Here is a 22,068-nt window from a genome sequence, read left to right on the forward strand (position 1 = left end):
TAGCCACTGACCGTCGCCGCGGTCTCGTCCTCGGAACCCTCCGCGCCAAATTCCACATTGCGCAAACCCGGCAGGCGATTGAGTTCCGCCACGATGGCACTCTGGTTGACCAGCCCCGTACCCACCGACAGCGCCATGGCGGTGCCATCGGCTCCCGCTCCACTGTCCATGCCGCGCCCGCGCACCAGGTAGGACAAGGTCTCGGTTTGCGACAGTGCCGGCTCCGAATACAGGGTGATCTGGGGCTCTTCCAGGGTGCCGCTGACCAGTACGCCGGCGCGCACGTCCTCGGCGGCGATTTCCCGCTCTGCCCGCAGGTTGAGATCGGGGTTTTCCGGCAGCCCGGTAAAGGAAACCCTGCCCTGGCGTACCAGCAGCCGCTGACCGTAGGCGCGGAACTCGCCCCCGACAATATTGAGATTGCCGAACAACTGCAAGGGCTGCCCCGAGACCTGTTGCAGAGAGAGGTCACCGCCGACGGTCACATTCAAATCGCGCCCCTGAACCCGGAACCGATCGCTGATCCGCACCCGGATTTCGGCATCGAAATTCAGCGCGCTTTCCGCCGTGACCAGATTGCCGGCGTAATCCACCACGACGACATCGGGGGACAGGGAGACACTGCCCGCGGGCAACTGTTCATAGGCCAGCACCCCGGAGACCACCCTCACCTCGCCGCCGACCACAACACGGTCGGAACTGGCGCTAAGCCGCAGGTCCGGGCTCACCACCATTTGCGTGCTGGGCGGATAGAGCAGGCGATTACTGTCGCCGCGCAGGGCGAGGGTCAATTCCAGCTCGGGTCGCAGGCGGGCATCCCCGCTGATTTCCAGCTCGCCGCCGCCGAGCACTCCGGTTCCGGCGATCTCTGCGCGGTCCCCCAGCAGGCGAACGGCCAGTTCCAGATCGCGCAATTCGGTGGGATTGGCATGGGCCTCCAACGCGCCACCGCTCCAGCGCAGCTCACCCTGAACCCCCGGCTCCGCCAGCGTGCCCTCCAGGCGCAGGGAGCCATTCAGCGCTCCCTCCAGCCGCGACAGCTGGGGCAGGAACGGCAGAAGGGTCGTGAGCTGCAGCTGCTCCAGCTCAAGATCGCCCGCCAGCGGGGCGTCGCGATCGGCGGGCAGCCGGAGCTCCAGGCCGACTACCCGCTTCCCCTCCTGCTGCAGGTGGGCATCGATAACCAGCCCGTTGCCGCCCTGATCCAGACTCGCACTGAGGGAATCCCAACTCAAGGTCGCGGACTCTCCCTCTGGATAGAACTGGGTAAGCGTCCCCTCCGGGCTCAGGATCTGTGCCGTGGCCCGCAGCGGCGAATCCGGCTGCCACTCGGCGCGCAAGGCGGCCGTCAGCGGCCCCTCGACCTGCAACTGCTGTGGCAGCAACGCCGCAAACAGGGACAGGTCACCGTCCAGGCTGGCAGTGCCACCGCCAGCGCTCCCCAATACCCATTCCGAGGTGCACAGGGAGCTCTGGGGGAGCTGCCAGCAGTGGGCGGCAACGCTGGTCTGATCCGCTCCGTAGCGGACGGTGAAGGGAGCCGCCAGTGCCAGCGGCCCCAGGGGCGTCTGCAAGCCCTCAGTACTGACCGACAGGACCCAGTCTGCGTCCTCCTGCCGCCCCGCAATGCGCAGCTCGCCCGCCAGACTGCCGCCTGATGCCAGCGTCAAGCGAGGCGCTTCGCGGCTGCCACTGATGCGAGCCGCAACCGTACCCAGGGACAGGTCACCCACCTCCACTTGCCGCAGGCTGAGGCCGGCATCGAGCGCGCCATTCGCGGCCAGGTCCAGCGATCCGGCCAGGGTACCCTGTTCGAGCACGATGGCGCGCCAGCGCAGGTCGGCGAGACTTCCCTGAAGATCGAGCGTGGATGTCTCCACATGCCAATCGCCCCGCAGCTCGGCACTGCCGCGACTGCCCGCCTGCCAGCGTCCCAGATCGCTGATGGCAATCTCGACCACGGCCGCGGTGCCAGTGCCGCCAGCGGCCAGGCGCAGGCGCGCGCCATTGGCCTCGGCCAACAATTCTCCCGAGCTAATGTAGCTATCCGCGGCGAGGGCGATATCCCCGCTCAGGGTGGCCGGCAGACCGTTGACATCGCCGTCGACCGCCACATCGTCCAGGGTCAGCTCCCAGCGCCCGCCGACCAGGCTGCCCGTCACAGCCAGACTGCCGCTGACATTGCCGAAGACATAGTCGCTCAGGGACGGTAGCGCGATGCCCGGCGACTGCAGTGTTGCCTGCCAGCGCAAGGCGTCGCCGTATTCCAGCGTTCCCGCCAGACTGAGGCTGCCCTCACCTTCGCCGCCGGCGAGATGCAACTCCTGCACCGTAACCAGTCCCGCGGCGTGGGAAGCGGCAAGGCGCAGGTCAAGCGCCGGGTAGCCGACCTCCTGCAGCCGCGTCTGCAGGGATATCGCCTGGGCCTGCAGAGTACCCTCCGCGGTCATTGCCAGCGGCAGGTTCAGGCTGGCGGCCGCCAGTTCCTGTGGCAATCCCGGCAGGTATTCCGCCAGCGCAATGCCCTCCTCCCCCTGCAGGCGGGCATCGGCCACAAAGCGCAGCGCTGGATCCAGCAGGTTCACCTCCGCGGCAAGCTGCAAGGCCGGCTCACCAGGCATATCAAGCGCAAGCTTCAGGGCATCCATTTCTCCATCCAGGCGCAGGGCGAAGGAGCGACCCCGCAGCGCTTCCGGCAGAACATCGGGCGCGGGTGTCGCCAGCAGCTCAAGCGCCAGGGGCCAGTCTCCGGCCATGTCGAGTTCACCGGCCAGAGCCAGGGCGCCCCACTCATCGCTGTCAGCTTCGAGATCAGCCACCACCAGCTCCGTCCCCTGCCAGCGCAGACTCAGTGCCAGCCGTTCCAGCCCCTGTTCAACCTCGCCCATCCGCAGCCTGGGAGACTGCAGCTCCAGGCTCTCCACTGCCAGCAGCAGCGGCAGGCCAACTTCCGGCAGCCGCAGCGGCTCGGGCTTCGGGGGAGCGTCGTCCTCCGCTGCCGCCGCCAGAGTCAGCAGGCCGGCGGCAACCACTACCTGGTCGAGATATATGCCGGACTCATCCAGCTCCAGCCCGAGGCTTGCCCGCTGCTGCTCCCAGCTGCCCCCCGGCCAGCGCAGCTGCAGGTCAGCAATACCCACTCGCGGCGCCCGCACACTCACGGGCAGCACCAGTGGGTCAGTGGACGTTGCGGCCGCGGCGCTGTCATCGCCGCCCGCCAACACCTCCAGCGCGAGCTTGCCCAGCTCAAGCTGCGTGAAGCAGAACCTGCTTTGCCACAGGCAAGCCGGCTTCAGCTCTGCGTGCAGATCGGTCAGCTGCAGCTCGATATCCGCCGTGACCAGCTGCAACCGCCGCAGGCGAAACTCCCCGGCCAGCCGGCCACTGTGGTAGTCGACCTGCAGGGGACCCGACGCGGGCAGCAGTGCCAGCAGCAGCCGGGTGCCGGACGCGGTAAACGGCGCCGCCAATACCAGCGCCAGCAGCAGCACCAGCAGCAGGAAAAAACCGCGGGCGAGGCGCTTCAAAACTCTGCCCCGATATTGATATGCACCCGCCAGCCTGGATTTTCCTCACTGAGACTGCGCGCCAGCTCCAGCTTTATGGCGCCCACCGGCGTCATGTAGTGGACGCCGAGGCCGGCCGCGTAATTGGCATCGAACTCACCCTCATCGAACGCATCGCCGCCGTCGACAAAAACCGCCGCGCGCCATTCCTTGAGGAAAGCATACTGGTATTCCAGACTGGCCACCGCCAGCCGGTTGCCACCGAGAACGAACTCGCGCTCCTCGCCATCGCTGAGGAGCACGTCCACCTCGTTGCCTATGGATTGATAGCCGAAGCCGCGAATACTCTGGGAGCCGCCGGCGAAAAAGCTCAGCGACGGCGCCAGGTCGTCCCGCTGACCATCTCCCAGCAGTGCGGCGCCCGCCTCCGCACGGGCCACCAGCCGGTGCCGCTCCGCCAGCGGGAGAACGTAGATCCAGTTGGCGTACAGACGCGTCATGTCGACGCTGGACCCCATGTAACTGGAGGTGGCTTCCACCGAATAGAACTGGCTGAAGCCGCGCGTGGGATTGACCAGGGGGCCATCGCGACGCTTGTGGGAAATGGAGATACCGGGCAGCAGGTAATCCTCATTGCCAGCCACCGGACCCGCATCCCACTGTTCATTGAGAAACCGCAGGTGATAGCTGAGGATCCAGTTGCCGAATCGCTGCTCCCGCCGTACCTGCGCCTCCTGCTGGCGGCTCTCCAGATCACCAAACTCGTTCTGCTCTACCCGCAGCCCGAGTTGGAGCACGTCGTTCAGCGGGTGCGTGAGTGGGATATTGTAGGTAAAACGCCCGCTGGGATTGATTGCGGAGTACTCCAGGCGGGTTTCCTGGCTGTGCCCGAAGCGGTTCACCTTGGGCGTGCGCCAGGTCAGCGACACTCTTTCCTCGGTATCCGTGCTGAAGCCTATGCCCACGTCGATGGTGTGACGCTTGGCGGGAAACAACTCCAGATCCAGCGGGACTTCGCCAGCGGCGCGTTCCTCCAGCGCCGGGCGCAGGGTAATGGCGGAGAAGTAGCCGGTCCGCTGCAACTGCGCCTGCAGGCCCTGCAGGGTACCCAGTTCGTAGGGGGCGCCCTCCTCGAAATTCTGCAGTTTGACCAGCAAGTCCCGGCTCATGACCTCCTCATCCATTCGCACCTCGCCGATGCGATAGCGCTCGCCACTGGCGTAGTGCAGCTGCACCCGGGCCTCGCCGGCGGTGGGCTCAACCTCAACCGAGCGCGCCTGCAACTGGCCGTCGAAGTAGCCGCGCCGCTGCCCCAGGCTCAGCAGCGAATTGCGCAGGGACTCATAGTGGCCGTGGTGGAAGATATCGCCCGCGTTCAGCGGTTTGCTGGCTAGCAGGCGTGCAAAGGCAGGGTCGAGCTCTGCGCCGCCGCTGAGCTGGAGGTCCAGGACGCTGACCGTGACCGGGGAACCGGCTTCAACCGTGATCACCATGCGCCAGGGATCCTGCTGCCGGTCGAGGTTGACATCGACATCGGCGCGATAGTAACCCAGGGCCTGGAGACTGCGCTCCACGCGATCCCGCGCAGACGTCACGAAATTCGCCCGGGCGGACTTGGTCTCCGGCGGCACCCCCAGCCACGCCTCCACGTTGGCTCGCTGATCGCGCTCCAGGCCCTCAACCCGGTACTCCAGCGTCGGTCGCGCGTGCCCCGGAGCGGCGAGCAGCAGCAATGCCAGCAACAGGACCCCGTCCTGGAAGCGACGCGATGAAATCAACCGTCAGTGCTCGCTGGCGAGGCGTGCGTGACCCCAGTAATTGAATCCCGCAAACCGCGGGGTTCCGGGCAGGTACATGGTTTCCAGTCTATCGGTCACAAACCCCCCGGCGGCCAGCAGCGCGGGGATGTCGCGGTTCAGGTTACAGCCCCCCGCCAGCGCCTGCCAGAAGCCGTTGAGTCGATCCTGCCAGCGCACCACCTCCGGGTCAGGTGCCCTGCCGTGCTCGCAGAACAGCAGCTGGCCATCGGGGCGCAGCACCCGTGCCATGCCTTTCAGGGCCGCAACGGGGTCGGGGATGGTACACAGGCTGAAGGTCACCACAATGGTATCGACACTGTTGTCAGCCAGCGGGATCTCCTCCCCCGGCAGGCCGATAAACTCGACTGCAAAATCGACATGCGCCGCCCGCTTGCCCGCCAGCTCCCAGGATTTCTCCGAGGGATCGAGGCCGATCAGTCGCTGGACCCGGGCCGGATCGTAAAACGGCAGATTGAGGCCGGTACCGATGCCGATCTCCAGCACGGTACCCTGTGCCAGGGGCACAATTTTTTCACGCTGCTGCATTATCGGCTTGCTGCCGCAGGCGCAGTTTATGCAATACGGCAGAATGTGCCGTTCGTAAAAGCCCATGCTGACTATCTCCATGAAGTGCGTATGATTATAACGGGGCGTGGCGTACAAGCCTATGCTGGCACGGCGGCGGATACCAAGGAGCATCCCTGAACATGTTTGAGGCGCTGGAGACCGGCAAGTTCCTCTCGCCGGATGAATACAAGGCCCGTGAACTGGAGTTGCGCCAGAAATTGCTGGCAGCGCAGTTCGACCAGGCGGAACGCGACTACCCTGTGATCATCCTGGTCGCGGGCCTGCCCGGCGCAGGCAAGGGCACTCTGGTCCACCGTCTCAACGAATGGATGGACCCTCGCCGGATCGAGACCAGCGCTATCTGGATGCACTCCGATGAAGAGGAGGAGCGGCCGTTTTTCTGGCGCTTCTGGCGCAAGTTGCCGCCCAAAGGCAAGACCGGGATTTTCCTGGGCTCCTGGTACACCCGACCTCTGCACGACGCCACCGAGGGCAAACTGGGGATGCGCGATCTCCAGGTCCAGCTGGAGGAAATCAACGCCTTTGAACGCATGCTCTACGACGATGGCGCGCTGCTGATCAAGCTCTGGTTGCACGTGACCCGCGAGACCCAGCGCCACCAGCTGGATGAGGAGGCACCGCGACTGCAGCAAAACCCCAGGGTGGGCGCCTATGCGGGACACTGGTGGGATATGTATCCCCGGGCCCTGACGACTGCGGAGCAGATACTCCTCGGTAGCGATACCGGACACACGCCCTGGCACCTGATCGAGGCAGATGATCGCCTGTACCGGGAGATCACCGGCGGCGAGATCATCCTGCGGGCGCTGCAGGAGCGCGCCAATCGCAGCGCCAAACCTGCCAGCGCGCCAGCAAACTACAGGGCTTCAGCGCCCGGGCGAGACCAGCCCACCGTGCTGGCCGGCGTCCCTGCCGACCTCACCCTCGACAAGGACGAATACCGGATCCAGCTCCACCGGCAGCAGCGTCACCTGCAGGACCTGGCCTGGCTGGCCCACCGCCGGCGGCGCTCCCTGGTCGCCGTCTTTGAAGGCTGGGACGCGGCCGGCAAGGGTTCTGCCATTCGCCGCGTCACCGCCGCTATCGACCCGCGACTGTACCAGGTCGTGCAATATGCGGCGCCAACCGATGAAGAGCGCGCCCATCACTACCTCTGGCGCTTCTGGCGCAAGCTGGAGAGGGACGGCCGGGCGACGCTGTTTGACCGCTCCTGGTATGGGCGGGTACTGGTGGAGCGGGTTGAACAGTTGACGCCGATGGACGCCTGGCGTCGGGCCTACCATGAAATCAACCAGTTCGAGGGCCAGCTGGTTGCCCACGGCTGTGTATTGGTGAAATTCTGGCTGCATATCACCCCGGAGGAGCAACTGCGGCGGTTCGAGGATCGTCAGAAAAAGCCGCACAAACAGTACAAGATCACCGAAGACGACTGGCGCAACCGGCAGCGCTGGAACGACTACGAAATTGCAGTCGAGGATATGGTGGCGCATACCAGCACCGGATTCGCGCCCTGGACCCTGGTTGCGGGCAACGACAAACGCTACGCGCGGATACAAATCCTGCGGACCCTGTGCAACGCGCTGAATACGGCCATGGGGGGCGAGTACCCAGCGCCGGAGCCTGCCGCTATAATGAGCGATCGCTTCCAGCCCACGGCACCGAATTCATGAAATTGCACATCATCACTACCGGCGGCACCATCGATAAAATCTATTTCGATGCGAAAAGCGACTACCAGGTGGGTGAACCGGTAATCGGCGAATTGCTGCAGCGGATGGGCGCAGGCTTCGCCTGGACCGTGGAATCCGCGATGCGCAAGGACAGCCTGGACATGACCGATAGCGACCGCGCCGCCATTCGCGCCGCCGCCGAGCGCTGTGCGGAACAGTGCGTGCTGATTACCCACGGCACCGATGGCATGGTCACCACAGCCCGCGCCCTGACCGGCATTACCGACAAGTGCATCGTCCTGACCGGCGCCCTGCAGCCGGCTGCCTTTGCCCAGTCCGATGCCATTTTCAATATCGGCTGCGCTATCGGTGCCGTGCAGAGCAAGCCGCCCGGGGTCTATATCGCCATGAACGGCGAGGTGTTCGACGCCGACAAGGTGGTCAAGAATGTCGCTGCAAACCGTTTTGAGGCAGTGGCCTGAGCCAGGGCGCAACTGGCACTCCAGCGGCAGCGCATGCACTGCGCCCCCGGAGTATCAAGTGCCCAGTGGAACACCGCGATCCTGTTTTATCGCTTCGATAACCACGTATGTATGCGTTTGCGCGACGCCCGGCAGATCGACAATCCGGGCCAGCACAGCTCGGTACGCGTCCATCCCGCTCAGGCGCAGCTTCAGCAGGTAGTCAAACCCCCCGGCCACCATGTGGCACTCGGCCACTTCCGGAATAAGTACAACTTCATCGCGAAAGCGATCAAACACTTCTGCGGTGGTCCTGTCCAAAGTAACCTGGATGAACGCGCTGGTGCCCAGGCCGAGCGCCGCAGCATCCAGACGGGCGCTATAGCCGGATATCAAGCCTGCCGCCTCCAGCCGTCGCACCCGTTCGAGACAGGGACTGGGGCTGAGGTTCACCCGCCGGGCCAACTCTACATTGGACATCCGACCGTCGCCCTGGAGTAAGGCGAGAATCTGGAGATCGATTCTGTCTACGCCCATCGCATTACTTACATGCTTCTTTGGTGCGGAATTTGCCATATTTTATTCCGGTAAATTCGATTTAGGCAGAATATAATGCACAACAGCATCAAAATAAAACAGCTCATTCTGCGCCCGGCTGACTACAATGCCCCGATATTGAGAGCAGGAGCAGCGCTGTGCTATTTACCGATTCACTCGAGACCGAAGACCCGATCCGCCAGGCAATGAACGCCTTCTACCGTCGGGACGAAGCCGAGGTGCTGGCGCATCTGCTGCCCATTGCCGACATCAGCCAGGCCGCCCGCAGTCGCGCCTGGGAGCGTGCCCGCGCCTTGGTAATCAACATCCGCAAGGCCCAGATCGGCAAGGGCGGCGTTGACGCCCTGCTGCAGGAATTCGCGCTCTCTACCGAGGAAGGCATCGTTCTCATGTGCCTGGCAGAAGCGCTGCTGCGGGTCCCCGACCGGCTCACGGTGGACCGCCTGATCCGCGACAAGCTGGCGGACGGCGACTGGAGTTCCCACCTCGGCAACAGCGACTCACTGTTCGTCAACGCCTCGGCCTGGGGTCTGCTGCTGACCGGCAAGGTGGTGAACTACAATGACGAGGACAACCCGCGCCAGTTCGGCCTGCTGAAGAAAACCATGGGGCGCCTGGGCGAGCCGGTTATCCGCGCCTCGGTGCGCTATGCGATGCAGATCATGGGCACCCAGTTTGTAATGGGCACCACCATCGACCGCGCTCTGGAACGCGCCCGCGGGCCCGAAGAGCGAGGCTACCGCTACTCCTACGACATGCTTGGGGAAGCCGCCTGTACCGCCGCCGACGCCCAGCGCTATTTCGACAGCTACCTGAGTGCTATCGAAGCGATCGGCAAGGCCGCTGCCGGCCGTGGACCGGAAGTCAGCCCCGGAATCTCGGTAAAACTGTCGGCAATTCATCCCCGCTACGAATTCGCCCAGCGCGATCGGGTCATGACTGAGCTGGTGCCACGGCTGAAAACCCTTGCACTGGCCGCGAAAAGGCACGACATCGGATTTACCGTGGATGCCGAGGAAGCCGACCGGCTGATGCTGTCACTGGATATCATCGAGGCGGTGTTTGCCGACCCCGATCTCGGCGACTGGCAGGGCTTCGGGATAGCTGTACAGGCTTACCAGAAGCGCAGCCTGTTCGTCATCGACTGGCTGCGGGCGCTGACCCTGCGAGTGGGGCGCCGGATGATGGTGCGGCTGGTGAAGGGCGCCTACTGGGACACCGAGATCAAGCTGGCCCAGGTCGAAGGACTGGAGGGCTACCCGGTGTTTTCCCGCAAGGCCAGCACCGACGTTTCCTACCAGGCCTGTGCCGCCCGTTTGCTCGCTTGCCGCGACAGCCTCTATCCACAGTTCGCCACACACAACGCCTACACTGTTGCCACCATTCTGGAGCTGGACAGTGAGCGCTCGGGCTACGAATTCCAACGCCTGCACGGCATGGGTGAAACCCTGTATGACCAGGTGGTCGCAAACGAAAAGGTGCCCTGCCGGGTGTACGCCCCGGTCGGTGTGCACGCCGATCTGCTGGCCTATCTGGTGCGGCGCCTGCTGGAAAACGGTGCCAACAGCTCCTTCGTCAACAATATCGTCGACGAGAACATTCCGGTCGAGGCGCTGCTGGAAGACCCGGTGGAAACCGTCCGCAGCTGGCGCCAGCCGGCGAACCCCAACATCCCCCTGCCGGCCGACCTGTACGGCGCCGAGCGCGCCAACGCCGCGGGCATGGACCTCAGCGACGCGCCGACCCTGATTGCCGCGCGCGAGGGCATGCAGAGGTGGGTGCGGACCCTGCCGCTGGCGCCCTCACCCGGTGCCGAACAGCGGGACGTGCGCAACCCGGCAGATCACGCCGAGCTTGTCGGCACGATTGCGCTTGCCGACCGTGCCACCATCGAAGCAGCCGCAGCGAGCGCGCAGGACGCGTTCGCCGGCTGGGCCGCAACACCGGTAGCGGACCGGGCCAATCTGCTGCGCGGGCTTGCGCAAGCGCTGGAGGCGCACCGGGATGAGCTGATTGCGCTGTGCTGCAAGGAAGCCGGCAAGACCATTCCCGACGGCGTTGCAGAGGTGCGGGAAGCAGTAGATTTCCTGCGCTACTACGCCGCCCGCGCCGAAGAAGCCGGGTTTGCCGCGCAGGGCCTGGCACCGCGCGGCGTCGTGCTCTGCATCAGCCCCTGGAATTTCCCCCTGGCCATTTTCCTTGGCCAGGTCAGCGCCGCACTCGCTGCGGGCAATACGGTGGTCGCCAAACCCGCGGAGCAAACCAGCCTGGTCGCCCTGCGCACGCTGCAGCTGATGCAGGATTGTGGTTTCCCCACGGGCGTGGTGGCGCTGCTGGTGGCCGAGGGCAAGGCGGTCGGTGAGCAGCTGGTACCGGACCCGCGGATCAAGGCAGTCATGTTTACCGGTTCGACCGTCACCGGCGCCTGGCTTGCGCGGCAGCTGGCGGCGCGTCCGGATGCGCCGGTGCCGCTGGTCGCGGAAACCGGTGGCCAGAATTGCATGGTGGTGGACTCCACAGCCCTGCCGGAGCAGGTCGTGCGCGATGTCGTCACGTCCGGTTTCCAGAGTGCGGGCCAGCGCTGCTCGGCGCTGCGGGTGCTGTTTTTACAGGAAGACATTGCCGACAAGGTCATCGAGATGATCATCGGCGCCATGCGCGAACTGCGGGTGGGAGACCCCGCGCTGCTGTCCACCGACATCGGCCCGGTAATCGACCACAAGGCCCTGCGCGGCCTCGAGGACCATGTGCGCTATCTGGAAGCAAAGGGGCGCCTGCTGTACAGCACGGACATTCCCGAGCCGGGCGAACACACGTTTTTTGCGCCACGACTCTATGAAATCAGCAACCTGTCACTGCTGGAAAAGGAAGTGTTCGGGCCCATCGTCCATGTCATCCGCTATCGGGCCGATGCCTTCGACGACGTACTCGCCCAGATCAACCAGACCGGCTTCGGCCTCACCTTCGGTATTCACAGCCGTATCGAGGAGGCCTGCAACCGCGCGGCCGAGCGCGTGCAGGCCGGCAATATCTACGTCAACCGCAACATGATCGGGGCCATTGTCGGCGTCCAGCCCTTCGGTGGTCGCGGCCTGTCCGGTACCGGCCCGAAGGCCGGTGGCCCCCAGTACCTGTCGCGCCTGGTCACCACCGGTGAGGAAGCGGAGAATGCCTCCGGCCAGTGTCCGCTGCCTGCCCCGGACCGCGACAGCGACATGCGCTTGTTGGAGGATGTGCAAAAGGCGGGGCGGGATTGGGCACGGCGCAGCATCAATGATCGCGTATCGATCCTGCGCCAGTTCCTGGCCAACTATGCCCGACGCCAGGATGGCAACCCGCTGATTCTGGAGCACACCCTCACTGCCGTGCGCGAGCAGCTGCGCTATGCGGTTGACCTGCTCAAATCGCCGCGGGTCCTGCCGGGGCCTACCGGGGAATCGAACTGCCTGTACCTGGAATCCCGCGGTTGCCTGCTGCTGGTGCTGGATGATGATCGCTGCAACGGGGAGTATCTGATGGCGGCGGTTTCCGCACTGGTCGCGGGCAACAGCGTGGCAGGCCTGGCAACGGAAGAGCTGCTGCCGGAGTGGCAGGCGCTGGTGCAGGCGATGGTGGCTTCGGGCGTGCCCGGCTCGCTGTTCGCCCTGCAGCCGCTGGCCGGGGCCAGCCAGCTGCTGCACGCTCCCGGCCTGGCGGGTGCGATGGTTCACGCTCGCAGCCGGCACCTGCACGCGGTGGCGCAGGAGCTGGCGACCCGTGACGGCCCGATTCTGCCGCTGATCAGCTGCGTGGCACCTGCCACCCTGCTGCAGCAGACCCTGGTGGAAAAGTCCGTGAGCATTGACACCACCGCCGCTGGTGGCAATGCATCGCTGATGACAATGGCCAGCTGACAGCTGGCCTGTGCGATAATTGCGGCTTTGCTCGCGATCACAAGGAATTATCATGACAGCGCTGCCACCCTGCCCCGCCTGCGGCTCGGCTTTTACCTACGAAGACCGGGCAATGCTGGTATGCCCCGAATGCGGCCATGAGTGGACGGCAACCGATGCGGCGGCGGATGATCCGGATACTGTATTCCGCGACGCCAACGGCAACCCGCTGCAGGACGGCGACACCGTGACGGTTATCAAGGACCTGAAGGTCAAGGGCTCGTCCCTGGTGGTCAAGGTCGGCACCCGGGTCAAGAATATTCGCCTGGTCGACGGCGACCACGATATCGACTGCAAGATCGATGGTATCGGCGCGATGAAATTGAAGTCGGAATTCGTGAAGAAGGCCTGAGCGCTGAGCAGGAAGGCAACGAACACCTGAGCCCAACCCAAGCTGAAACGAATGCTCACGGGTGCCCCCCCGGGCCTCGATGGGGGAACGACGAACAGCGCAAGGGCAGTTACTGCAAGCTGGCGACAGTCCTGCTCTGGCAGTTAAGGTAGCTGGAGCTGGCAAGCCACTCAGGATCGGGGTACCAGGAGAACAGGAACTGGCCATCCTTGAGGGTATCGACAACCTCCCCCGCCACTTCCTTGCGCACCGCCGGGCAGCCGTGGCTGCGCCCGATTCGGCCCTGGCGATCGATCCAGGACGGATCGACATAGTCTGCACCGTGAATCACGATGGCGCGGTCCCGGGCGCGATCGTTGACGCCGGGCTCCAGGCCGTCCATGCGCAGGGAATAGCCATGGCGACCGTAATAGCTCTCGCTGGTGCGAAACAGGCCAATGCTGGACTGGTGACTGCCGGATACATTGGAAAACTGCGAGGCCATGTTCTGCCCCGACCCCTGGCCATGGGCCACCAGTTCATGCAGCAACAACTCCCTGGCTTCCAGATCGAATATCCACAGGCGCTGCTCGGTCGAGGGCAGGGAAAAATCGATGATCGCCAGGCGCTCGGCGTTGCCAGCACCACCGGCGAGGGCACATTCCATAGCGGATACCGCCCTGCGCAGCACTTTGCGGTCCAGCGTGGGCGCGATACTGGTGAGCTCACTGAAGAGCCCCGCACTGGCGGACGCAACTGCAGGCAGAGAGCCTGCCAACAGCGCAATAGTGCAGAATACCATCCGAATCGAGCGTTGCATGCTTGCGGGCATGGTAAGCTTTCCGTATGCAAAACAACAGGTTAACTCATTCCCGCGCAGATGGCCAGCAGATCCTGGCCATCTGCGCGCTGCTGCTCTGCTGCGCGATGAACGCGGCGATTGCCGCCACAGAACCGCCAGCGACCCCGACCGCCCTGCGCTCCCACCTTGCACAGGTGCTGGCGACACATCCGGATCCGCCTGTCGGCGGGTCGCTGACAGTGGCGGAACTGGCTGCGTTTTACGCCGCACGGGATTATCGCCCCCTCTGGAACGAGGCCGCCGCCAGTACCGCCTGGGAGCGGGCATTGGCCGGCCTGGCAGCCGATGGCCTTGATCCCGACAGATACCTGGCCCCGGCGACCGGCTTCAGCGCTGGCAGGCAATTCTGTCGCGAGCTCGCGATGACCGCTGCCTGGCTGCAGGCCCAGCTCGATCTGCGATTCGGCGCGCTCGACCGCCAGACCATAGAGCCGCTGTGGCGCCAGCGCCCGACAAGCCTCGCCGGTGCCCGCCGCAGCCTGTTGGGCAGCGCGCCAGCTTTCGCCCGGGAGCCGGCGACGGCGATCGCGCTGGCGCGGCCTGAGCTGCCTGTTTACCGCGCCCTTGGCGAAGCGCTGGTGGCCCTGCCGGGGCGGGAAAATGCAGCGCCCTGGCAACAACTACCCGATGGCAGACTCCTGCGCCCCGGCCAGAGCGACCCGCGAGTTCCACTGCTGCGGGCACGATTGCGAGCCGAAAACTTTCTGCCTGCCGCTGGCAGCGGTGTCGACCAACTGCGCTATGACCGCGAGTTGGCGCTCGCCGTCGAAGCCTTCCAGCACCGGCACCTGCTTGCGGTCGACGGAATTGTCGGGCCCGCCACGCTGGCGGCGCTCAACCAGACTCACGCGCAGCGACGCGCCCAGCTCGAGGCCAACCTGGAACGCTGGCGCTGGCTCCAGCACGAACAGCTCCCACACCAGATTGTGGTTGACATCGCCGCCGCAAATATCGCGTACTACCGGGACAATCAGCTCCAGTGGCACGCCCGCGCCACCGTCGGCAGGAGCCTGCGGCAAACGCCGTCCCTGCGTTCTGCGGTCAGCCATTTCACCCTCAACCCCTCCTGGACCGTGCCGCCCACCATCTTCCGCGAGGACAAGCTGCCCGCTATCCGCGCCAATCCCGAGTATCTGCAGGAACAGAATCTCCGGGTACTGGATGCGCAGGGCAGCCAACTGGATCCGGAGACAATCGACTGGCAGCGCCCGGGCGCCATTATCCTGCGGCAGCTGCCGGGCCCCGACAACCCCCTGGGGCGGATCGCAATCCGTTTCCCCAACCCGTTCAGTGTCTACCTGCACGACACCCCCGGCAAACAACTGTTCGCTCGCGCCCAGCGCACGGACAGCTCCGGCTGTGTGCGAGTGGAAGACGTGATGACGCTGGCGGAGGAAATGCTGCGGAGCAACCGGCAGTATGACCCGGCCGCGGTGGCCAGCCGCCTCGCCAGCGGTACCACCAGCGACCTGCCATTGCTGGCCCCGGTACCACTGCTGATGGACTACTGGACCGCAGACCTCGATGCCCGCGGCACACTGGTCCTGCGCCCGGACATTTACGGGCGGGACGCCGCCCTGGCGGCCGCGCTCAGCAGGCGCCCGGCGACATCGCCACCCCTGCCCCCAGCCTGCAACGGCCCCTGAATACCCGGGCCGCCCGGTACCCTCAAGGCAGAATTTCGATCGGCGTCCCAACTGTAATCATCTGCCAGATCTCATCCATGTGTTCGTTGCTGACCGCGATGCAACCATCGGTCCAGTTGAACAGCTGGGCGCCTTCCTCCGCGCCCTCGGGCTGGCCGTGAATCATGATGTTGCCCCCGGGATTGACTCCCAGCTCCAGTGCCCGCAGTCGATCGCGCTGATTGGGATAGGAAACGCGAATCGACTTGTAGAAGCGGCTCTCGGAATTCTTGTAATCGAGGATATAGCGGCCCTCTGGTGTGCGTTCGTCCCCTTCCTGCTGCTTGTGCCCCCGGGGCACTGGCCCCAGCGCCACTGGATACTGGCGCAGGACCTCCCCGTTGGACTTGAGATAGAGCATTCGCTCCGACTTCACAACCAGCACTGTATCGACCTGGGTAAAGGCCAGGACCGCCTGAGGGAGCGAAAAAAGCAGCAAAAATGCACAAATTCGCCTAAACGTCGTTCTCATCACTGGTTTGCGATGCTCCTGCAATGGTATTTTATATAGGTTCGACTCACAGGACCTGAGGTCGGGAGTTCGAAGTTAGCACGTGACCCGCCACTTTGTGGCTTCTTAGATCTGACAGGCCAACCCTGCTCAAGGAGTAATACAATGAAATCCACGCTCATCAAGGCTGTAGCAATCACCGCATTCGCCGCTCTGGCAACCGGTTGTGCCAGCACCTCACAACTGGACGAAGTGCGCAGCATTGCTGAAGCAGCACAGCGCTCCGCCGACGAAGCCAAGCAGACTGCGGCCAGTGCAGAGCGCACCGCCAATGATGCCAAGCGTACCGCTGAAGAAGCCAAGCGCAGCGCCGACGACGCCAACAGCAAGATCGACCGCGCGTTCAAGACTTCCATGCAGAAGTAATTCCCGTGGGTGGCCTGGACGGTGGCGAATGCCCCGCCAGGCCACGCTCTTTGCCACCGGTGATCAGCCAGCCGGTGTAACACCACCGCCTTCCTGCACGACTTCTTTCCCCAGCCTTTCATCGACCAGCCAGATCGGCCCTACAGGCACCGGCACCCCGGTCGACTCCATCACCGCATCACGCACCTTGTCCCAGTCCACGGTAAAATCCGGCCGGTCACTGACCGTGCGCGCAATGGCCGCACGCAGCTGCTGCAGCCGCTCTTGCTGGGTAAACTCCAAGCCCTCCAGCGGATTGTGTGACTCCACATACAGCACGTTACCGGACCATCCCGCCTTGACCGGCTGGTGCACAATTTCCACCTTGCTGCCAACGGGCACCCGGTCATAGAGGTACTCGATGTCTTCCGGGTACATGCGCACGCACCCTGCGGTTACCGGCATGCCGATACCGAGCTCGCGATTGGTGCCGTGGATCAGGTAGGCCGGCAAATTCAGATACAGGGCGCGGGTCCCCAATGGATTGGCTGGGCCCGGCGGCACCACTGCAGGTACCGGCTCGCCACGCGCAGCACGGTCCTTGCGGATAGATTCCGTGGGGTACCAGGTCGGGTTTTCTGCCTTTCTGGTTACCCGGGCACCCGCCAGCGGGGTTTCGCGGCCATCGCGTCCGATACTGATGGCGTAGACGCCGACCCGGGCCGGCTGGTCGCCCTTGGCCGCCTCAAAGTGATAGAGCCTCATTTCCGCGGTATTGACCACGATGCCTTCCCGGGGGGCCTCGGGCAGGATATGCCAGGTGGGCAGCAATACCTCCGTACCCTCCCTCGGCAACCATGAGTCCACCAGCGGGTTGGCGGCGCGAATGGCACCATAGCCCGTGCGGAAACGACGACCGATCAGCACCAGGGTGTCCTCTTCCGACGCGGTGGTCGTCTGCGGGCGCCCCACGAGATGCTCATCGGGTTGCGGTACCGGATAGAAGCCGCTGGAGGCGCCCGCAGGGGGCGGCGTCTCCGCCTGCACACCGGCGGCAGGCAGAAGCAGTAACATCAGCCCGGCCAGGATAGCTCGGGCGGGTGACGATCGAAAATCAGGCATCGGGGCAACAGTCTCGGGAAATCAGCGGGCATGATACCTGCTGGCGCGTTCCGCGAAAACAGTTACCCCCGGGACTTATTCGAACAGCTCGCCGGCCGCCAGTTTCTGTCGCGCTATCGCCGGCGGCTGAAAACGCTCGCCGTAGGCAGCAGCCAGATCCTCACAGCGATGCACGAAGCGTTCCACGCCGTAGGTATTGACGAACTGGATAAAGCCGCCAGTCCAGGGCGGCGCGCCGATTCCCATAATGGAACCGATATTGCCGTCGTCAACGGTGCGCAGGACGCCGGATTCCAGGCAGCGCAGGGCTTCGATCACCTGCCGGAACAGCAGCCGGTCCCGCATATCCTGCTCGGGCACTGATATCCCGGGCTGGTAATACAGTTCCAGCAGGCCAGGCCAAATCGCCTTGCTGCCATCGGCCGCATACTCGTAGAAGCCGCCCCCGTGATGGCGGCCGCCGCGGCCGTGCTCCCCGACCATGGCGTTGATGACATCGCGGGCAACACTGCCGTCCCCGAACTTGTCGAGCTCGCCCATCTCCTCCCAGGTGGCCTGGGCCTTGATACTCAGCTCCAGACTTACTTCGTCATAGACCGCCAGCGGCCCCACGGGCATACCCACGGCCTTGCCCATATTCTCCACCTGCACCGGATGCAGTCCCTCTTTCACCATACGCACCCCCTCGTCCAGATAGGTACCAAAGGTGCGCGAGGTAAAGAAGCCGAGGGAGTCGTTGACCACGATCGGGGTCTTTTTGATCTGGCGGGCGTAGTCGTAGGCCCTGGCCAGGGTCTCGTCGCTGGTTTTTTCCCCACAGATGATCTCGACCAGCGGCATTTTGTCGACCGGCGAAAAGAAATGAACGCCGATAAAGTTTTCCGGTTTACTGCTGGCAGCGGCCAGCTCGGTAATCGGCAGACTGGAGGTATTCGAGCCCCAGACCCCGCCCGCGGCCAGTTGCCCTTCCAGTTCCCGGGTTATCTTGTGCTTGAGGGAGAGGTTCTCGAACACGGCCTCGACAATGAAGTCGCAGCCAGCGAGATCGTCGTTGCTGGCCGTGGGCAGGATCAGATCCAGCACCTGCTCCTTTTTCTCTTCGGTCATCTTGCCGCGCTGCACGCGCTTCGCCAGCAGCGCCTCGCTATAAGCCTTGCCCTTCTCGGCGGCCTCGACAGAAATATCCTTGAGCACCACCTCAATGCCAGCCATGGCCGATACGTAGGCGATCCCCTGCCCCATCATCCCGGCGCCCAGTACACCCACTCTGGTCACGCTCTGGGGCGGCACGGCCGGGGGCCGGCTACCACCGCGATTGACCCGATTCATGGCAAAGAAGAACGTGGATATCATGTTCTTCGCCACCGGCGTCATCGCCAGCCAGGTGAGGCCCCGCGACTCGATTTTCAGGGCGGTATCAAAGTCCAGCCGCGCGGCTTCCACCGCACAGTCGAGGATGACCTCCGGCGCGGGCATGAGACCGCGGGTTTTCTTTCGCAGCATGGCTGGTGCAACGGTAATGAGCTGCGCCAGCTGTGGGCTCGAGACCGAACCACCCGGCAGCCGGAAACCCTTGCGGTCCCAGGGCTGCAGGCCGGCGTCGGCCTTGTCCGACTGCCCCACTATCCAGGCTTTCGCCGCGGGAACCAGCTGTTCCTGCGACTCCACCAGCGCGTGTACCAGACCCGCCTCCAGAGCGGCAGCTGCATCCATGCGGGTGCCCTCCAGCAGGTAGGGCAGCGCTTTCTCCAGGCCCAGCAGGTTGACCATGCGCACCACTCCACCGCCCCCGGGTAGCAGGCCCAGGCTCACTTCCGGGAGACCCAGTTGCACGTTGCGATCATCGCAGGCAACACGGTAGTTACAGGCCAGGGCAATCTCGAAGCCACCGCCCAGCGCCGCACCGTTGATGGCCGCAACCACCGGTACCGGCAACTTCTCCAGCCGACGCAGGCCGGACTTGACCCGCTCCCCTTCGGCCATGAAAGCCGCTTCATCACCTGGCTGCGCCGCCAGCAGGTCGTTGAGGTCGCCGCCGGCAAAAAACACTTTTTTCGCCGAGGCGAGAACCACTCCCGACAGCCCCTGTTCCGCCTCCAGGCGAGCGATGGTCTCATCCATCGCCAGCCGGTACTCTTCGTTCATGGCATTGACCGGTCCGGTCATGTCCATGGTGACGGTTACGATGCCGTCGGCGTCTTTCTCGTATTTGAATACACTCATCGTCACTCGATCCTTTTCCTGTTCGCTGGCTGTCTAGACACGCTCGATAATGGTAGAGATCCCCATGCCACCGCCCACACACAGGGACAGCATGGCGCGCTTGAGACCACGGCGTTCGAGCTCATCCAGCATGATGCTGACCAGCATGGCGCCAGTCGCACCCAGCGGGTGGCCCATGGCGATCGCGCCGCCGTTGACGTTGGTCACCGAGTGATCAATGTCGAGATCCTTCATGTAACGCATGGCCACCGAAGCAAAGGCTTCATTGATTTCCCACAGGTCGATATCGGACGTTTTCAGGCCCGCCTTGCGCAGGCATTTCTCCGCCGCAGGACCGGGACCGGTCAGCATGATGATGGGGTCGGTGGAGAGCACCGCGGTGGCGACGATACGCCCCCTTGGCGTCAGGCCGAGATCCTTGCCGGCCCGTTCGCTGCCGATCAGGACCGCGCTGCTGCCATCGACAATACCGGAGGAATTACCCGGCGTGTGCACATGGTTGATCTTCTCCAGGGTGGTGTACTTGGCGAGGATCACATCGTCAAAGCCCATTTGCCCCGGCATGGCGAAGGAGGGCTTGAGCCCCGCCAGACCTTCCGGAGTGGTATCGGGCTTGATAAAGTCGTCGCGCTGCAGGATCACCAGGCCGTTGCGATCCCGTACCGGGATGACGGAGCGGTCAAAGTAACCGCTGTCCCGTGCGTGGGCCGCGCGGCGCTGGGACTCAAGGGCAAAGGCATCCACATCCTCGCGGCTCCAGCCTTCCAGGGTGGCGATGGTGTCGGCGCCAATGCCCTGCGGCACAAAACCGGTTTTCAGGCTGAACGCCGGATCTCCCCCCATGGCCCCGCCATTGCTGCCCATGGGTACCCGCGACATGCACTCGACGCCACCGGCCACCACCAGGTCTTCCCAGCCCGAGGCCACTTTCTGCGCGGCGATGTTGACCGCCTCCAGACCGGAGGCGCAGAACCGGTCCAGCTGCACACCGGCCACCGACTCGTGCCAGTCCGCGTTCTGCACGATCATCTTGGCAATATCGGAGCCCTGCTCACCCACGGGCGTGACGCAACCCATGACCACATCATCGACATAGGCCGTGTCCAGGTCGTGCCGGGACTGCAGGGCCCGCAACAGGCCAGCGCCCAGGTCCACCGGCTTCACCTCGTACAGGCTGCCACCGGCCTTGCCCTTGCTGCGCGGAGTTCGCACAGCATCGTAGATATAGGCGGGATGTGTCATAGGTACCCTCGTTGCTCAATGAAACAGAATGTGAACACGCATAGTGAGAGCTGCCGTCGGCGAAGACAATGATGCCAGCCGGCAAAAAAATTGACCCAAAGTGACACCGGGCCGCACGTATTCCCCGGGAGATGTGCAGCGCCGGCCATCTGCTTTATAGTCCAGCCTTCTTTGCCAATGCTCACCACACCGCCGACAGGAGCGCCATGGACAGCTTGATAGACCTGCGCAGTGATACCGTGACCCGCCCCACGCCAGCCATGCGGGCAGTACTGGCCGCCGCCGCAGTGGGCGACGATGTCTTCGGTGATGACCCCAGTGTCAATGCCCTGGAAGCCCGGGTTGCAGCCCTGGCCGGCAAGGAAGCCGCCCTGCTGCTGCCCACCGGCACCCAGAGCAATCTGGTCGCCCTGCTGAGCCACTGTCAGCGCGGCGACGAATACATTGTCGGCCAGCCCTACCACACCTATTTCTATGAGGCCGGCGGTGCCGCCGTGCTGGGCAGTATCCAGCCCCAGCCCCTGCCAGTGCAGGCCGATGGCACAGTTGCCCTCAGCGATATGCAGGCTGCGATCAAGGCGGATGATGTGCACTTCGCCCGCTCGCGGCTGCTGGCGCTGGAGAACACCCACGCCGGACGTGTCATGCCCGAAGGCTACACCGCCCAGGTCCGCGACCTGGCAGACCATTACGGCCTGCGCGTTCATCTCGACGGGGCCCGCCTGTTCAACGCCGCGATCGCCAGCGGCAGGTCCATTGCAGAACTGGCCGCGGATGCAGACAGTATCAGCCTGTGCTGCTCCAAGGGCTTGGGAGCACCCATGGGCTCGGTTCTGGTGGGGACGCACGCGTTTGTCCGTGAGGCCCGGCGCTGGCGCAAGATGGTCGGTGGCGGCATGCGCCAGGCCGGCATTATTGCCGCGGCCATCGATCACGCCCTGGACCACCACGTCGACCGTCTGGCGGAGGACCATGCCAACGCGGCGCGCCTGCACGCGGGCCTGATCGCGCTGCCCGGCATTGCCCGCTGCGTGGTGAACACCAACATGGTGCATATCGAGCTGGCCTCGGCAGAGCGGGGGCTTGCTGTCCAGGCGCAGCTCAGGTCTGCCGGAATCCTGATTCCCGCAGGCCGGACCATCCGCCTGGTCACGCATCTCGATGTGTCCGCCGCCGACATCGACCGCGTTATCGCCGCGATGGGCGAGGCGCTGGGCTAACCACTGCCACCGA

General features: G+C 64.4%; 16 protein-coding genes. 7 read left to right on the forward strand and 9 right to left on the reverse strand.

The window, feature by feature from the left end:
- The 3 genes from RJQ10_RS09345 to RJQ10_RS09355 form a co-directional block, all read right to left on the reverse strand.
- On the reverse strand, nucleotides 1-3,527 hold a 3,527-nt coding region (locus RJQ10_RS09345), incomplete at its 3' end, for a translocation/assembly module TamB domain-containing protein (RefSeq protein WP_350145890.1).
- The gene (locus tag RJQ10_RS09350) at nucleotides 3,524-5,284 is read right to left on the reverse strand and encodes an autotransporter assembly complex protein TamA (protein WP_350145892.1); all 1,761 of its coding nucleotides are present in this window, start codon (nucleotides 5,282-5,284) and stop codon (nucleotides 3,524-3,526) included. The genes RJQ10_RS09345 and RJQ10_RS09350, both read right to left, overlap by 4 nt.
- 3 nt (nucleotides 5,285-5,287) lie before the next feature.
- Complete coding sequence (locus RJQ10_RS09355) at nucleotides 5,288-5,851, reverse strand: class I SAM-dependent methyltransferase (protein WP_350145894.1); 564 nt, start codon at nucleotides 5,849-5,851, stop codon at nucleotides 5,288-5,290.
- A 161-nt stretch (nucleotides 5,852-6,012) separates the two neighbouring features.
- On the opposite strand from RJQ10_RS09355, the gene pap reads away from it, so the two are divergent.
- Both pap and RJQ10_RS09365 read left to right on the forward strand, forming a co-directional pair.
- Entirely contained in the window at nucleotides 6,013-7,563 is a 1,551-nt protein-coding gene (gene pap, locus RJQ10_RS09360) for a polyphosphate:AMP phosphotransferase (protein ID WP_350145896.1), read from the forward strand.
- On the forward strand, nucleotides 7,560-8,045 hold the full coding sequence (locus tag RJQ10_RS09365; RefSeq protein ID WP_350145898.1) for an asparaginase domain-containing protein: 486 nt from the start codon (nucleotides 7,560-7,562) through the stop codon (nucleotides 8,043-8,045). The genes pap and RJQ10_RS09365 overlap by 4 nt, the downstream gene beginning before the upstream one ends.
- A gap of 54 nt (nucleotides 8,046-8,099) precedes the next feature.
- Here the strand turns inward: RJQ10_RS09365 and RJQ10_RS09370 are convergent, their stop codons facing one another.
- On the reverse strand, nucleotides 8,100-8,600 hold the full coding sequence (locus tag RJQ10_RS09370) for an Lrp/AsnC ligand binding domain-containing protein (protein WP_350145900.1): 501 nt from the start codon (nucleotides 8,598-8,600) through the stop codon (nucleotides 8,100-8,102).
- 119 nt (nucleotides 8,601-8,719) lie between these two features.
- On the opposite strand from RJQ10_RS09370, the gene putA reads away from it, so the two are divergent.
- Nucleotides 8,720-12,475: a bifunctional proline dehydrogenase/L-glutamate gamma-semialdehyde dehydrogenase PutA gene (gene putA / locus RJQ10_RS09375; RefSeq protein WP_350145902.1), complete on the forward strand. Its 3,756-nt coding sequence runs from the start codon at nucleotides 8,720-8,722 to the stop codon at nucleotides 12,473-12,475.
- Between the two features lie 52 nt (nucleotides 12,476-12,527).
- Nucleotides 12,528-12,866, forward strand: coding sequence for a zinc ribbon domain-containing protein YjdM (locus tag RJQ10_RS09380; RefSeq protein WP_350145904.1), 339 nt, complete (start codon nucleotides 12,528-12,530; stop codon nucleotides 12,864-12,866).
- A 109-nt stretch (nucleotides 12,867-12,975) separates the two neighbouring features.
- Here the strand turns inward: RJQ10_RS09380 and RJQ10_RS09385 are convergent, their stop codons facing one another.
- Complete coding sequence (locus RJQ10_RS09385) at nucleotides 12,976-13,677, reverse strand: murein L,D-transpeptidase catalytic domain family protein (protein ID WP_350145906.1); 702 nt, start codon at nucleotides 13,675-13,677, stop codon at nucleotides 12,976-12,978.
- A gap of 14 nt (nucleotides 13,678-13,691) precedes the next feature.
- Here RJQ10_RS09385 and RJQ10_RS09390 point away from each other — a divergent pair, with 14 nt between their 5' ends.
- Nucleotides 13,692-15,353, forward strand: coding sequence for a L,D-transpeptidase family protein (locus tag RJQ10_RS09390; protein ID WP_350145908.1), 1,662 nt, complete (start codon nucleotides 13,692-13,694; stop codon nucleotides 15,351-15,353).
- 22 nt (nucleotides 15,354-15,375) lie between these two features.
- Here RJQ10_RS09390 and RJQ10_RS09395 read toward each other — a convergent pair whose 3' ends face one another.
- Entirely contained in the window at nucleotides 15,376-15,777 is a 402-nt protein-coding gene (locus RJQ10_RS09395) for a L,D-transpeptidase family protein (RefSeq protein ID WP_350145910.1), read from the reverse strand.
- Nucleotides 15,778-16,008: 231 nt separating this feature from the next.
- On the opposite strand from RJQ10_RS09395, the gene RJQ10_RS09400 reads away from it, so the two are divergent.
- A complete protein-coding gene (locus tag RJQ10_RS09400) occupies nucleotides 16,009-16,269 on the forward strand; it encodes an Lpp/OprI family alanine-zipper lipoprotein (RefSeq protein WP_350145912.1) in 261 nt (86 codons plus the stop codon).
- A 63-nt stretch (nucleotides 16,270-16,332) separates the two neighbouring features.
- On the opposite strand, the gene RJQ10_RS09405 is transcribed toward RJQ10_RS09400, so the two are convergent.
- From RJQ10_RS09405 to RJQ10_RS09415, 3 genes are all read right to left on the reverse strand, one after another.
- Nucleotides 16,333-17,322, reverse strand: coding sequence for a L,D-transpeptidase family protein (locus RJQ10_RS09405; protein ID WP_350145914.1), 990 nt, complete (start codon nucleotides 17,320-17,322; stop codon nucleotides 16,333-16,335).
- 123 nt (nucleotides 17,323-17,445) lie between these two features.
- Nucleotides 17,446-19,593 carry a 3-hydroxyacyl-CoA dehydrogenase NAD-binding domain-containing protein gene (locus RJQ10_RS09410; RefSeq protein ID WP_350145916.1) on the reverse strand — a complete coding sequence of 716 codons (2,148 nt, stop codon included), beginning with the start codon at nucleotides 19,591-19,593 and terminating at the stop codon, nucleotides 17,446-17,448.
- A gap of 33 nt (nucleotides 19,594-19,626) precedes the next feature.
- Nucleotides 19,627-20,835, reverse strand: a complete 1,209-nt coding sequence (locus RJQ10_RS09415) for an acetyl-CoA C-acetyltransferase (protein ID WP_350145918.1) — start codon at nucleotides 20,833-20,835, stop codon at nucleotides 19,627-19,629.
- Between the two features lie 206 nt (nucleotides 20,836-21,041).
- On the opposite strand from RJQ10_RS09415, the gene ltaE reads away from it, so the two are divergent.
- Nucleotides 21,042-22,055, forward strand: a complete 1,014-nt coding sequence (ltaE, locus tag RJQ10_RS09420) for a low-specificity L-threonine aldolase (protein WP_350145920.1) — start codon at nucleotides 21,042-21,044, stop codon at nucleotides 22,053-22,055.
- Nucleotides 22,056-22,068 lie beyond the last annotated feature (13 nt).

The sequence above is a fragment of the Haliea sp. genome (genome assembly GCF_040222615.1).
Classification (GTDB): domain Bacteria; phylum Pseudomonadota; class Gammaproteobacteria; order Pseudomonadales; family Halieaceae; genus Haliea.